Annotated in this window: 14 protein-coding genes; 12 read left to right on the top strand and 2 right to left on the bottom strand. The window is 64.6% G+C overall.

All coding sequences use genetic code 11. From position 1 onward, the window contains the following. On the bottom strand, positions 1 to 828 hold an 828-nt coding region (gene cysD / locus JHD07_RS18025; RefSeq protein WP_291624510.1), incomplete at its 3' end, for a sulfate adenylyltransferase subunit CysD. Between the two features lie 244 nt (positions 829 to 1,072). Here cysD and cysG point away from each other — a divergent pair. From cysG to JHD07_RS17965, 12 genes are all read left to right on the top strand, one after another. Next, positions 1,073 to 2,497 carry a siroheme synthase CysG gene (cysG, locus tag JHD07_RS18020; RefSeq protein ID WP_291624508.1) on the top strand — a complete coding sequence of 475 codons (1,425 nt, stop codon included), beginning with the start codon at positions 1,073 to 1,075 and terminating at the stop codon, positions 2,495 to 2,497. Continuing rightward, a complete protein-coding gene (locus tag JHD07_RS18015; protein ID WP_291624507.1) occupies positions 2,494 to 2,811 on the top strand; it encodes a DUF2849 domain-containing protein in 318 nt (105 codons plus the stop codon). Before cysG ends, JHD07_RS18015 begins: the two co-directional genes overlap by 4 nt. A 10-nt stretch (positions 2,812 to 2,821) precedes the next feature. Beyond that, positions 2,822 to 4,477 (top strand): nitrite/sulfite reductase, encoded by a 1,656-nt coding sequence (locus JHD07_RS18010; RefSeq protein ID WP_291624506.1) that lies wholly within the window; start codon positions 2,822 to 2,824, stop codon positions 4,475 to 4,477. Then, on the top strand, positions 4,464 to 4,979 hold the full coding sequence (locus tag JHD07_RS18005) for a DUF934 domain-containing protein (protein ID WP_291624505.1): 516 nt from the start codon (positions 4,464 to 4,466) through the stop codon (positions 4,977 to 4,979). The genes JHD07_RS18010 and JHD07_RS18005 overlap by 14 nt, the downstream gene beginning before the upstream one ends. Beyond that, positions 4,976 to 5,701, top strand: a complete 726-nt coding sequence (locus tag JHD07_RS18000) for a phosphoadenylyl-sulfate reductase (protein WP_291624504.1) — start codon at positions 4,976 to 4,978, stop codon at positions 5,699 to 5,701. Before JHD07_RS18005 ends, JHD07_RS18000 begins: the two co-directional genes overlap by 4 nt. Positions 5,702 to 5,809: 108 nt before the next feature. Beyond that, positions 5,810 to 6,823 carry a sulfate ABC transporter substrate-binding protein gene (locus JHD07_RS17995; RefSeq protein ID WP_291624503.1) on the top strand — a complete coding sequence of 338 codons (1,014 nt, stop codon included), beginning with the start codon at positions 5,810 to 5,812 and terminating at the stop codon, positions 6,821 to 6,823. Positions 6,824 to 6,859: 36 nt separating this feature from the next. Next, the gene (gene cysT, locus JHD07_RS17990) at positions 6,860 to 7,696 is read left to right on the top strand and encodes a sulfate ABC transporter permease subunit CysT (protein WP_291624502.1); all 837 of its coding nucleotides are present in this window, start codon (positions 6,860 to 6,862) and stop codon (positions 7,694 to 7,696) included. Positions 7,697 to 7,705: 9 nt separating this feature from the next. Further along, a complete protein-coding gene (gene cysW / locus JHD07_RS17985; RefSeq protein ID WP_291624501.1) occupies positions 7,706 to 8,617 on the top strand; it encodes a sulfate ABC transporter permease subunit CysW in 912 nt (303 codons plus the stop codon). After that, entirely contained in the window at positions 8,607 to 9,641 is a 1,035-nt protein-coding gene (locus tag JHD07_RS17980) for a sulfate/molybdate ABC transporter ATP-binding protein (RefSeq protein ID WP_291624500.1), read from the top strand. Before cysW ends, JHD07_RS17980 begins: the two co-directional genes overlap by 11 nt. Positions 9,642 to 9,819: 178 nt before the next feature. Beyond that, positions 9,820 to 10,323 carry a CAP domain-containing protein gene (locus tag JHD07_RS17975; protein ID WP_291624509.1) on the top strand — a complete coding sequence of 168 codons (504 nt, stop codon included), beginning with the start codon at positions 9,820 to 9,822 and terminating at the stop codon, positions 10,321 to 10,323. Positions 10,324 to 10,400: 77 nt separating this feature from the next. Further along, complete coding sequence (locus JHD07_RS17970; protein WP_291624499.1) at positions 10,401 to 11,576, top strand: patatin-like phospholipase family protein; 1,176 nt, start codon at positions 10,401 to 10,403, stop codon at positions 11,574 to 11,576. 1 nt (position 11,577) lies between these two features. Then, positions 11,578 to 12,366: a 3-hydroxybutyrate dehydrogenase gene (locus tag JHD07_RS17965; RefSeq protein WP_291624498.1), complete on the top strand. Its 789-nt coding sequence runs from the start codon at positions 11,578 to 11,580 to the stop codon at positions 12,364 to 12,366. A gap of 149 nt (positions 12,367 to 12,515) precedes the next feature. Here JHD07_RS17965 and JHD07_RS17960 read toward each other — a convergent pair. Next, a partial coding sequence (locus JHD07_RS17960) for an ATP-binding cassette domain-containing protein (protein ID WP_291624497.1) occupies positions 12,516 to 13,071 on the bottom strand: 556 nt, incomplete at its 5' end.

Below are 13,071 nucleotides of genomic sequence, written 5' to 3'. Positions count from 1 at the left end.
CATGAACATGCTCGTCACTCCGACTTCATCCGCCACCCCGAACGGCACGACGCGCAGGCGCTCGAAAGCGTCCTCGGTCTCGTGGTCGAGCGCGCGCCCCGAGCGCTCCGGCACCTTTGTCTGTTCGAGCTCGATCAGAATCTCGTCGATGTTCGAGGCGTTCGAGGCGACCGGGTTCGTGATGTCCTGGTCTCCCAGCGAACGATAACGCTTGCCGTCCTTGGCGAGGTACAGAGGGATGATCGGGATGTTCTCGCGCTTGGTGTAGGCCCAGATGTCGGCCTCGGTCCAATGCAGGATCGGATGGATGCGCAGATGCGCGCCTTGCGGCGGCGAGGCGTTGAAATGGTCCCAGAACTCCGGCGGCTGGTCGCGCACGTCCCAATTGCCTTCCAAGCCGCGCGGCGAGAATACGCGCTCCTTGGCGCGCGTAGCCTCCTCGTCGCGGCGGATGCCGGCGATCAGGCCGTCAAAGCCATACTTGGCCAGCGCCATCTTGAGGCCTTCGGTCTTGCGCGCCGCGGAACGGGCGGCTGGCGGCAGCGTTGGGTCGACGGCATCGATCGGCGGGCAGGGCTCGACGCGCAGGTCGAGATCCCATTCCTTGCCGTAATGATCCCGGAACCGATACATCTCCGGAAACTTCTTGCCGGTATCGACGTGAAGGGCCGGGAACGGCATCTTGCCGAAGAAGGCTTTCCGCGCCAGCCAGATCATGACGTTGGAGTCCTTGCCGAGCGACCACAACAGGGCGATCTTCTTCAACCGGGCAAACGCCTCACGGAAGATGTAGATGCTCTGCGCTTCGAGCTGGTCGAGATGGTCCATGCTCGGGGCAAGCTCGGCAGAAAAATCTTGCGCGCGCACGCGCTCGGCCAAGGCCTGACTGCCCAGTCGATCAGCAGCGGAATCGTCCTTGAGAAGATGCATCTCTGCCACTTTGCGTTTGGAGGCGAAAATTCTATAGTTGCGCTGCGAAAGAGAAGAAAAAATTTTCTCTTTGCGTGCTCGAAACGAGACATATATAGAAAATAATTCCAGTCAACCCCGTTCGTGGGGAAGCGAGTATCACATGCGGTTCTTGCCGGTGTTTCTCGATCTTAAGGCCGGTCCGGTGGTCCTCATCGGCGCGGGCGAGCTCTTGCGCGCCAAGCTGCGCGTGCTCGCCGCGGCCGGCGCGCGTCTCCGGGTGCATGCGATCGACGGCAATCATGACCTCGGCCTCAGCTCCGAAGATGCGGCGCGGATCGAGATCGCGGCGGGCGATCCGCTCACGGCCGAGCTCCCAGGCGTCATCGCCGTCGTCTGCGCCGGCGCCGGCGATGTCGGCGTGGCCATGTCGGCCCGCGCCAAGTCGCTCGGCCTGCCCGTCAACGTCATGGACGACCTCGCGCATTCCAGCTTCATCTTTCCGGCCATCGTCGATCGCGGCGATGTCGTAGTCGCGGTCGGCACCGGCGGCACCTCGCCGGTGGTGGCGCGGCGCGTGCGCGAGAAGATCGAGGCGCTGCTGCCGGCGCGCATCGGCGAGCTCGCCGAGTTCATCGGCAGCTTCCGCAAGTCCGTCAACGAGCGCATTGCCGAGTTCTCGCTGCGCCGCCGCTTCTGGGAGCGTGTCATCGATGGCCCGATCGGCGCCGCCGTGCTCGCCGGCCGCAAGGCCGAGGCGGACGCCGCGCTCAGGGCTATCGCTGATCCCTCCGACTTCGCGCGCGCGGGCAAGCCGGAAGGCTCAGTCGCGCTGGTCGGCGCCGGCCCCGGCGATCCGGATCTCCTCACCATCAAGGCGCTGCGCGCGCTGCAGGACGCCGACATCGTCTTTCACGACGAGCTGGTCTCGCCCGAAATACTCGACCGCATCCGCCGCGACACCACGCGCGTCGCGGTCGGTCGCCGGGTCGGCAAGCCAGGCATCGGCCAGGATGCCATCAACAAGCGCATGATCGAGGCCGCGCAATCAGGCCAGCGCGTGGTGCGGCTGAAGGGCGGTGATCCCTTCGTGTTCGGCCGCGGCGGCGAAGAGGTCGAAGCGCTGCGCGCGGCAGGCGTCGCCTATTCGATTATCCCCGGCATCACCGCGGGGCTCGGCGGTGCCGCCGACTTCGAGGTGCCGCTCACCTATCGCCACGAAGCCACCCGCATCACCTTCCTGACCGCGCACAAGGCGCGCGATGCCGAGAACGTGGATTGGTCGACGCTGACCGACACCAAGATGACCGTCGTGGTCTATATGGGCGTGACCGCAGCGCCGGCCGTATGCGCCGGCCTGTTCGCGGCCGGCCGCTCGCCGGAGACACCGGTCGGCGTGTTCGCGCGCGTCACGCGTCCCGATGCGCAAGGCGCGATCGGCACGCTTCGCGATCTGCCCGAGCTGGTGCGGCGGATCCAAGGCGGTCCCGCCATCCTCATCATCGGAGAGGTGGTCCGGCATGCCGGCTCGCTTCGCCGCCAAACCCCCAAGCAAATCGTCTCTGACCTCCTGGATGCAGCCGAATGACCTCCCCGCTCGAACAGAAGAAGATCAAGATCGCCGGCCCCTCGGTCGTGACCGCCAACCGGACCTGGGACGGCATCGTGGTGTACCGCACCGCCGCCAAGGGCTGGTCCGCGGAGCTGTCGGAAGCCGCCATCGTGCGCAACTCCGACGAGGCCAAGGCGTTGCTTGCGGAGGCCGTAGCCGATGACGTCGGCGCCATCGGCCCCTATATCGCGCCGGTGCAGATCGGCGAGGATGGCAAGATCCTGCCCGGCAATCTGCGTGAACAGATCCGCCGCACCGGCATCACCATCGGACAGCCGGCCCAGGTTTAAGGCACGCTTTATGTATGCTTACGACGAAATCGACCGCACGCTCGTCAACGAGCGCGTCTCGGAGTTCCGCGACCAGGTGAAGCGGCGCCTCTCCGGAGAGCTCACCGAGGACGAGTTCAAGATCCTGCGCCTGCAGAACGGCGTCTATCTGCAATTGCACGCCTACATGTTCCGCGTCGCGATTCCCTATGGTACGCTGGCGACGAACCAGCTGCGGGCGCTCGCCCATGTCGCGCGCAAATACGACCGCGGCTACGGTCATTTCACCACCCGGCAGAACATCCAGTTCAACTGGATCAAGCTGGCCGAGCTGCCGGACGCGCTCGAAGACCTCGCCAAGGTCGGCATCCATGCGATGCAGACTTCCGGCAACAACATGCGCAACGTCACCTCGGACCAGTGGGCCGGCGTCGCGCCGGGCGAGATCGAGGATCCCCGCATCTGGTCGGAGCTGATCCGCCAGCACACCACGCTGCATCCGGAATTCTCGTTCCTGCCGCGCAAGTTCAAGATCGCCATCACCGCCTCGGACCATGACCGCGCCGCGATCAAGATCCACGACATCGGCCTGCGGTTGATCAAGAACGAGAAGGGCGAGACCGGGTTCGAGGTGCTGGTCGGCGGTGGCCTCGGCCGCACGCCGTTCATTGCCAAGACCATCAAGCACTTCGTGCATGGCCGCGACATCCTCAGCTACATCGAGGCTATCTTACGCGTCTACAACCAGTACGGCCGTCGCGACAACATCTACAAGGCGCGCATCAAGATCCTGGTGCACGAGCTCGGCATTGAGAAGTTCTCGCGCGAGGTCGAGGACGAGTGGCAGCATATCCGCAACTCCTCGCTCCAGATCGACGACGAGGTGATCGAGGACATCCGCTCGCGCTTCACCTATCCCGCTTACGAGAAGCTGCCGCACATGCCGGACGAGCTGCGCCAGGCCGCGGCCGATCCGGACTTCGAAGCGTGGCGCAAGAACTCGGTGGCGCCGCACAAGGTGCAGGGCTATTCCATCGTCACGATCTCGCTGAAGCCGGTCGGCGGGCCTCCGGGCGATGCCACTGCCGAGCAGATGGACGCGCTGGCCGATCTCGCCGACAAATACTCCTTCGGCGAGATCCGCGTCGGCCACGAGCAGAACCTGGCGCTGCCGCACGTCGCCAAGCGCGACCTGCCGGCGCTGTGGAAGGCGCTCGACAAGCTCGGGCTCGCGACGCCCAACGTCAACCTGATCACCGACATCATTGCCTGCCCGGGCCTCGACTATTGCTCGCTGGCGAATGCGCGCTCGATCCCGATCGCGCAGGAATTGACGCGGCGCTTCGCCAATCACGAGCTCGCCAACCTGATCGGCCGGCTGCACATCAACATCTCCGGCTGCATCAATGCCTGCGGCCATCATCATGTCGGCCATATCGGCATTCTCGGCGTCGAGAAGAACGGCGAGGAAGTCTACCAGATCACCATCGGCGGCCGTGCCGACGAGAACGCCGCGCTCGGCACCCTGATCGGCCCCGGCGTCAAGTTCGACGAGGTCGCCGATGTCGTCGAAGACGTCGTGGAAGCCTATCTTGCGCTACGCGAACGGCCTGAAGAGCTGTTCATGGACACGGTGAAGCGCCTCGGTGTCGAACCCTTCAAGGAGCGCGTCTATGCCACTCGTTAACAGCGGAAAGATCGTGGACGACCGCTTCGTCAAGCTCGCCGTCGATACCCCGCTGCCCGAGGGCGGCGATATCCTGTTGCCCGCCGAGCGCTTCCTGGGCGAAGCCGACGGGCTGCTCGATCGCCCGGGCAAGGTCGGCGTGATCTGGCCCAACAATCGCGACATCGCCGAGCTGGTGCCGTATCTCGGCAGGATCGCCGCCGTCGCGCTGGTGTTCCCGACCTTCCGGGACGGCCGCGCCTACAGCCAGGCCCGCCTGCTGCGCGAACGCTACAACTACCGCGGCGAACTGCGCGCCACCGGCCAGGTGCTGCGCGACCAGTTCGTGTTCATGCTGCGCGCCGGCTTCGATGCCTTCGAGGTCAAGAAGCAGGCGGACGCCGAAGCCTTCATGCAGACCGCGAAACGCTATTCGGTGTTCTATCAGCCCACCGGCGATGGCCGCATCACGGCTCTGCACCGGCGCATGCAGCTGCGCCATTCCGAGGGTGTCGGCACGTGAATGCGATCGCGGCTCAGGTTTCGTCGGCTTCCGCGTTGCCGTCGGCGGACGAGCTCGATCGCGCCTTGCGCGATGCCTCGCCCGCGGAGATCATCGCTGCGGCGCTGAAGACGGTCGGCCGCGATGGGCTCGCGCTGGTGTCGTCCTTCGGCACGGAATCGGCGACGCTGCTGAAGGTCATGGCGGACGTCGATCCCGCGATTCCCGTGATCTTTCTCGACACCGGCTGGTTGTTCGAGGAGACGCTGGCCTATCGCGATACGCTGATAGCGACGCTGGGCCTGAAGGACGTCCGGTCGATCAAGCCGACCGAGGAGACGCTGTCGCGCGAGGATGCCGACCGCGACCTCTGGTTCTCCGATCCCGATGCCTGCTGTCGCATCCGCAAGGTGGAGCCGCTGGCGCGTGCGCTGAAGCCGTTCTCCGCCTGGATCAACGGCCGCAAGCGCTTTCAGGGCAATGCGCGCGCCGACATTCCGGTCGTCGAGGACGACGGCGCTCGGCTGAAGTACAATCCCTTCGCCAATGTCTCGCGCGAGGAGATCGAGGCGATCTTCGTCCGCGCCCGATTGCCGCGGCATCCGCTGGTTGAGTCAGGATTCCTGTCGGTTGGGTGTATGCCTTGCACCAGCAGAACGGCCGTTGGCGAGGATGCACGCGCCGGGCGATGGCGCGGACGGGCCAAGACAGAATGCGGCATCCACACCATGAAGACTTCGTAGCACAGTCGCGCTGCCACGCTGCGAACAAGAAAATCCGGTTCCGTTGACACGCGAGCGTTTCGCCACGAGTTATGCCTGCCGTCGATGACGCTGACGTCGTCGACGTGAATGGAGATGGACATGATGCGCCGTATCGTTCCGCTCGCCGCAGGACTGCTCGCGGCAGGGGTCTTGGCAAGCTCGGCTCTGGCCGCAGACATCACCTTGCTGAACGTGTCGTACGATCCGACGCGCGAGCTCTATGCCGAGTTCAACAAGGCGTTCGCGACCGCCTATCAGAAGGAGACCGGCAAGAGCGTCGAGATCAAGCAGTCGCATGGCGGCAGCGGTTCGCAGGCGCGTGCGGTGATCGACGGATTGCAGGCCGACGTGGTGACGCTCGCGCTGGCCTATGACATCGACGCCATCGCGAACAAGGGTCTCACCGCGACCGATTGGCAGAAGCGCCTGCCGCAGAACTCGGCGCCCTATACGTCGACCATCGTGTTCCTGGTCCGCAAGGGCAATCCCAAGGGCATCAAGGACTGGGACGATCTGATCAAGCCGGGTGTTGCCATCATCACCCCGAATCCGAAGACCTCGGGCGGCGCGCGCTGGAATTATTTGGCGGCCTGGGGCTTTGCGCAAAAGAAATACGGTTCGGCCGACAAGGCCAAGGAGTTCGTCGGGAAGCTGTTCCAGCAGGTGCCGGTGCTGGATACCGGTGCGCGGGGCTCCACCGTCACCTTCGTCGAGCGCGGCGTCGGTGACGTGCTGCTCGCCTGGGAGAACGAGGCGTTCCTGGCCCTGAAGGAATTCGGTGCGAACAAGTTCGAGATCGTGGCGCCGCCGCAATCGATCCTCGCCGAGCCGCCGGTCACCATCATCGACAAGGTGGCCGACAAAAAAGGCACCCGGAATGCGGCTGACGCCTACCTGCAATATTGGTATACCAAGGAAGCGCAAGAAATCGCCGCGCGCAATTTCTACCGTCCCCGCGATGCGGAGATTGCGAAGAAGTACGAGAATGCCTTTGCCAAGGTCGAGCTGTTCACGATCGACGACGTCTTTGGCGGCTGGACCAAGGCGCAGAAGGAACATTTCGGCGACGGCGGCGTCTTTGATCAGATCTACAAGAACTGATCGGGCGCTGTCGGAAGGAGTATGGCAGGGGGCCTGGTGAGCGCAGTTGCAGCACGACGCCGGACATTGCCGGGCTTCGGTCTCACGATGGGGCTGACGTTATCCTGGCTGTCCGTCATCATCCTGATTCCGCTCGCCGGGCTGTTCCTGAAATCGTTCGAGCTCAGTCCCGAGCAGTTCTGGAACATCCTCTCCAGCCGCCGCACCCTGAACGCGCTCCGCGTCTCGTTCGGCCTCGCCTTCGCGGCAGCCTGCGTCAACCTGGTGATGGGCAGCATCATCGTCTGGGCGCTGGTCCGCTACCGCTTCCCCGGCCGCCGCATCTTCGATGCCATCGTCGATGTGCCGTTCGCGCTGCCGACGGCGGTGGCCGGCGTGGCGCTGACCGCGCTGTTCGCCGAGAAGGGCTGGTTGGGGGCGCCGCTCGCCGAGCTCGGCATCAAGGTGGCGTTCACGCCGATCGGCATCTTTGTGGCCATGATCTTCATCGGTATTCCCTTCGTGGTGCGCACGGTGCAGCCCGTGCTGCAGGATCTCGACCCCGAGATCGAGGAGGCCGCGGGAAGCCTCGGCGCCAGCCGTTGGCAGACCATCACCCGCGTGATCCTGCCCTCGCTCGCACCGGCGCTGCTGACGGGCCTTGCGCTCGCGTTCGCCCGCGCAGTCGGTGAATACGGCTCGGTGATCTTCATCGCCGGCAATCTGCCCAACATCTCCGAGATCGCGCCGCTCTTGATCGTGATCCGCCTCTCTGAATTCCGCTACGCCGATGCGACCGCCATCGCGGTGGTCATGCTCGTCGTCTCCTTCGTCATCATCTTCGCCGTCAACCGGCTCCAGCGCTGGGCGCAGAGCCGGATCCCGGCGCGCTGAGGGCGGGACATGACGATGCAGATCGCAGACTCCGTTTCGCTCTCCTCGCCGGATCCGAAGGCGCGTGCGCACGCGGCAGCGGCACGCGACAACCTTCGCACCGAGCCGAGGGCCGTGCGCATCGTCATCATCAGCCTCGCGGTGCTATTCCTCTCGGTCTTCGTCGTGCTGCCGCTCGTGGTGGTGTTCGCCCAGGCATTTTCGAGGGGAATCCTGGCTTATTTCGCCGCGCTCTCCGAGCCGGAGGCGCTGGCAGCGATTAAGCTGACGTTGATCGTCGCGGCCATCTCCGTCGGCCTCAATCTGGTGTTCGGCCTCGTCGCCGCCTGGGCCATTTCAAAATTCGAATTCCCGGGCAAGACCTTCCTGATCACGCTGATCGACCTGCCGTTTTCGGTCAGCCCGGTGATCTCGGGCCTCGTCTTCGTGCTATTGTTCGGCGCGCAAGGCTATTTCGGCAGCTGGCTGCGCGAGCACGACATCCAGATCCTGTTCGCGGTGCCGGGCATCGCGCTGGCCACCACCTTCGTCACCTTTCCCTTCGTGGCGCGCGCACTGATCCCGCTGATGCAGGAGCAGGGTACCCAGGAGGAGGAGGCCGCGATTTCGCTCGGTGCCTCGGGTCTCCAGACCTTCTTCCGGGTGACGCTGCCGAACATCAAATGGGGCGTGCTCTATGGCGTCCTGCTGTGCAATGCCCGCGCAATGGGCGAGTTCGGTGCGGTCTCCGTCGTCTCCGGCCATATCCGCGGCGAGACCAACACCATGCCGCTGCTGGTCGAAATCCTCTATAACGAGTATCAGTTCGTCGCCGCCTTTGCGATCGCTTCGCTGCTGGCGATGCTGGCACTGATCACGCTGATTGCAAAAACCGTTCTCGAACGTCACCTCGACGAAGGGGAAGAAGCCAGTGACCATTGAGGTCAAGAATCTCGTCAAGAAGTTCGGCAGTTTCGCAGCCCTCGACGGCGTCGACCTCAAGGTCAACGACGGCGAGTTGCTGGCGCTGCTCGGACCCTCCGGCTCCGGCAAGACCACGCTGTTGCGGATCATCGCCGGCCTCGACTGGCCGGATTCCGGCGAAGTCTCCTTCAACGGCGAGGATGCGCTGGCACAAGGCGCGCGCGAACGGCATGTCGGCTTCGTGTTCCAGCACTACGCGCTGTTCCGCCACATGACGGTGTTCGAGAACGTCGCCTTCGGCCTGCGCGTGCAGCCGCGCGCGATCCGCAAGGACGAGGCGACGATCCGCGCCCGCGTCAAGGAGCTGCTCGATCTCGTGCAACTCGATTGGCTCGCCGACCGCTATCCGAGCCAGCTCTCCGGCGGCCAGCGTCAACGTATCGCGCTCGCCCGGGCGCTCGCGATCGAGCCGCGCATCCTCCTGCTGGACGAGCCTTTCGGCGCGCTCGACGCCAAGGTGCGCAAGGAGTTGCGCAAATGGCTGCGCTCCCTGCATCACGAGATCCACGTCACGTCGATCTTCGTCACCCACGACCAGGAGGAGGCGCTCGAGGTCGCCAACCGCGTCGTGGTGATGGACAAGGGCCGGATCGAGCAGATCGGCTCGCCGGGCGACGTCTACGATAATCCGGCGACGGCCTTCGTGCACGGCTTCATCGGCGAATCCATCGTGCTGCCGATCGAGATCGGGGATGGCGCGATCCGGCTCGGGGACCGGCAGCTCAATCTGGCGGCCGAAGGGCTTGCGCCCGGCGCGTCCAAGCTGTTCGTGCGGCGACATGACATGCTGGTCGGCCCGCCCGGCAGCGGCGCCTTCGAAGGCGCGGTCCAGCACGTCCGCAATTTCGGCCCCGTGCAGCGGGCCGAGGTGGCTCTGTCAGGCGGCGAGACCATCGAGATCGACGCCCCGCGCGACAAGGAACTGCGCGCCGGCGACACGATCGGCCTCAATCCGCGCCGCTACCGGATATTTGCGGGGTAGCCCCGCTGTCATTCCGGGGCGCGCACCAGCGCGAACCCGGAATCTCGAGCTTGTAGCGCGAGATTCCGGGTTCAGTGCTGCGCACTGCCCCGGAATGACGGCTATCATTTTCCTCAAAATTCACCTTTCAGCCATTGTTGGTATGCAACAACGGCCCCTCATTTGGGGGCTTCGATTCATGCGCGCTGCGGCCGCGATTCTCGTTACGTTGCTGCTGGCCGGCTGTGCCGGCAACGAAGCACCGGTCCAGCAGCCATCAATGTATGCCGATATGGCGGTGCCGGGCGCCAAGCTCGATGCCCAGGCGGCTGCGATCATGATCTCGCAATACCGCCAAAACAACGGGCTCGGTACGGTCGCGATCGACCCGGACCTGACACGGCTCGCCGAATCCCAGTCCAATGCCATGGCGGCCGCCAACAAGCTGGACCACGACGTCCGCGCGCCGCTGGCCAAGCGGCTGGCCGCCGGCGGCTATCCTGCGACGGTGGCCGTCGAGAACATCTCGGCCGGCTATCATACGCTGGCGGAAGCGTTTTCCGGCTGGCGCGACTCGCCTCCGCACCGTGCCAACATGCTCAAGGGTGGTGTCACAAAATTAGGCATCGCGGCGAGCTATGCTCCCGGCACCAAGTACAAGGTGTTCTGGACCATGATCCTGGCCTCGACGGAGCCTCGATAAGCCAGACTTGATCCCCGGTGCATTGACGCCGCAGCGGAGTGTCGCCACGGTGGCTCGTCCTTTGCTATTGTTCCTGCATGACCGATCATAGTCCGCAAATCGCGACAGTCCCCGTGAATGCGCAACGTGTCCTGGTTCTCCAGGGCGGCGGCGCGCTCGGCTCGTACCAGGCCGGCGCCTTCCAGGCGCTGTGCGGCTACGGCTTCGAGCCGGAATGGGTCGCCGGCATCTCGATCGGCGCGGTCAACGCCGCCATCATCGCCGGCAATGAGGGCCAGACGCGCGTCAAGCGGCTCAAGGAATTCTGGGAGATGGTGTCGGCGCCGGTTCCGTGGAAACCTCTCGGCAAGAGCGACCACAGCCGCGAACTGTTCAATTCGACCAGCGCGGCGCTGATCGCGACCTTCGGCGTGCCCGGCTTCTTCACGCCGCGCATTCCGCCGGCGCCGCTCTGGCCGCCGGGGCATCCCGAAGCGCAAAGCTATTACGACACCTCGCCGCTCAAGAAGACGCTGGAGCGTCTCGTCGATTTCGACCGCATCAACGATCTGAAGACGCGCCTGTCGGTCGGCGCGGTCGGCGTCACTTCGGGCAATTTCAAGTATTTCGACAATCACGAGTTCAGGAAGCTCGGCAAGACCATCGGTCCCGAGCACATCATGGCCTCCGGGGCGCTGCCGCCGGGCTTCCCGTCCGTCCTCATCGACGGCGAGCATTATTGGGACGGCGGCATCGCCTCCAACACCCCGCTCGACTACGTGCTCGACACCGAGGTCGAGCGCGACATGCTGATTTTCCAGGTTGATTTGTTTTCCGCGCGAGGGGATCTGCCGACCTCGCTGCTCGAAGCAGCCGAGCGCGAGAAGGATATCCGTTACTCCAGCCGGACGCGGATGAACACCGACAAGAACAAGCAGGTCCACAACGCGCGCCGCGCCGTGCGCGACCTGATCAGCAAACTGCCGGATTACCTGAGGAACGATCCTTCCGTCGAATTCCTGGCGAAAGTGTCGCGCGAAAGCACCGTCACCGTGGTGCATCTGATCTACCGCAGCAAGAACTATGAATCCTCGTCCAAGGACTACGATTTTTCGCATGTCGCCATGGTCGAGCATTGGGAAGCCGGCGTGCGCGACGTGCATCTGTCGATGCGCCACAAGGACCGGCTCGAGCAGCCGCAGTCCGGCGAGACCATGGTGACCTACGATCTCACGGGGGACGTCACCGCGCCCCCGGCAAAAAGGAGCGAATGAAATGGGTAGTCTGTCAGGCAAGAACGCGGTCGTGACCGGATCGACCAGTGGCATCGGGCTCGCCTATGCACGCGCCTTCGCCGCCGCCGGCGCTAACGTCGTCATCAACGGCTTCGGCTCGGCCGAAGACATTGAGAAGGAGCGCGCCAAGATCGAGTCCGACTTCAAGGTCAAGGCGGTCTACTCGCCGGCCGACATGACCAAGCCCGCCGAGATCGCCGGCATGATCGCGTTCGGCGAGAAAACGTTCGGCTCGGTCGACATCCTCGTCAACAACGCCGGCATCCAGTTCGTCTCGCCGATCGAGGAGTTTCCGATCGAGAAGTGGGACCAGATCATCGCGATCAACCTGTCCTCTGCCTTCCATGCGATCCGTGCCGCCGTCCCCGGCATGAAGAAGAAGGGCTGGGGCCGCATCATCAACACGGCCTCCGCGCATTCGCTGGTGGCTTCGCCCTTCAAGTCGGCCTACGTCTCGGCCAAGCACGGCATCGCCGGCCTCACCAAGACCGTGGCGCTGGAGGTTGCGACCCACAAGATCACGTGCAACTGCATCAGCCCCGGCTACGTCTGGACCCCGCTGGTGGAGAAGCAGATCCCCGACACGATGAAGGCGCGCAACCTGACGCGCGAACAGGTCATCAACGACGTGCTGCTCGATGCACAACCGACCAAGGAGTTCGTCACCTCCGAGCAGGTCGCAGCTCTCGCCTTGTTCCTTTGCAGCGACGACGCCGCGCAGATCACGGGCACGAACCTGTCTATCGACGGCGGCTGGACCGCCGAGTAGGCATGGCGATGCGATGGCGACGCATGGCGGGCAAAGGCGCGTTGCGCAGTGCCCACCATGCGTCCCATCGAAGTGAAAGGGGGTGCGCTCTGCTTGCTCACCCCACGATTTTGTCGTCCGGTCCTTGCGAAACAGCCGCCGGCGGTTGCTTACGCGCCGACGCCGAGGAAATCCCGGGCCAGGTCGGGGTTTGCGTTGAGCTCGGCGGAGGTGCCCTCGAACACCACGTGGCCGTTGTTGAGCCCGTAGACGCGGGTGGCGAAGCTGAGCGCTGCGGCGACGTTCTGCTCCACCACGATCATGGTGCGGCCTTCGCGCGCGAGGCTGGCGGCGACGTTAACGAGATCGCGCACGATCAGCGGCGCCAGTCCCTCGAACGGCTCGTCGAGCAGGATGATGCGGGCGTCGCGGATCAGCGCGCGGGCGATCGAGAGCATCTGCTGCTCGCCGCCCGACAGCGTTCGTCCGAGGGATTTGCGTCGTTCCTTCAGGCGCGGAAACACACCGTAGATGCGCTCGAACGACCACGCGTTCGGCGCGGTCAAGGCCGCGATGCGCAAATTCTCCTCGACCGTCCGGCCGCCGAAGATCGCGCGCTCCTCCGGGACCAGCTGCACGCCCATATTGGCGATGGCGGATGGAGCGAGACCGCTGATCGGCTTGCCATCGAGCCGGATCTCGCCGCTCTTCGGAGCGAGCACACCC

The sequence above is a fragment of the Bradyrhizobium sp. genome (genome assembly GCF_016462955.1).
Classification (GTDB): Bacteria; Pseudomonadota; Alphaproteobacteria; order Rhizobiales; family Xanthobacteraceae; genus Bradyrhizobium.
This window is presented reverse-complemented; position numbering and strand designations above follow the sequence as displayed.

Coding starts and splice junctions, on each gene's coding strand:
- cysG (WP_291624508.1), top strand. CDS start 1,073: ATGCGGTTCTTGCCGGTGTTTCTCGATCTTAAGGCCGGTCCGGTGGTC.
- JHD07_RS17975 (WP_291624509.1), top strand. CDS start 9,820: ATGCGCGCTGCGGCCGCGATTCTCGTTACGTTGCTGCTGGCCGGCTGT.
- JHD07_RS18015 (WP_291624507.1), top strand. CDS start 2,494: ATGACCTCCCCGCTCGAACAGAAGAAGATCAAGATCGCCGGCCCCTCG.
- JHD07_RS18010 (WP_291624506.1), top strand. CDS start 2,822: ATGTATGCTTACGACGAAATCGACCGCACGCTCGTCAACGAGCGCGTC.
- JHD07_RS17995 (WP_291624503.1), top strand. CDS start 5,810: ATGGAGATGGACATGATGCGCCGTATCGTTCCGCTCGCCGCAGGACTG.
- JHD07_RS18005 (WP_291624505.1), top strand. CDS start 4,464: ATGCCACTCGTTAACAGCGGAAAGATCGTGGACGACCGCTTCGTCAAG.
- cysW (WP_291624501.1), top strand. CDS start 7,706: ATGACGATGCAGATCGCAGACTCCGTTTCGCTCTCCTCGCCGGATCCG.
- JHD07_RS17965 (WP_291624498.1), top strand. CDS start 11,578: ATGGGTAGTCTGTCAGGCAAGAACGCGGTCGTGACCGGATCGACCAGT.
- JHD07_RS17970 (WP_291624499.1), top strand. CDS start 10,401: ATGACCGATCATAGTCCGCAAATCGCGACAGTCCCCGTGAATGCGCAA.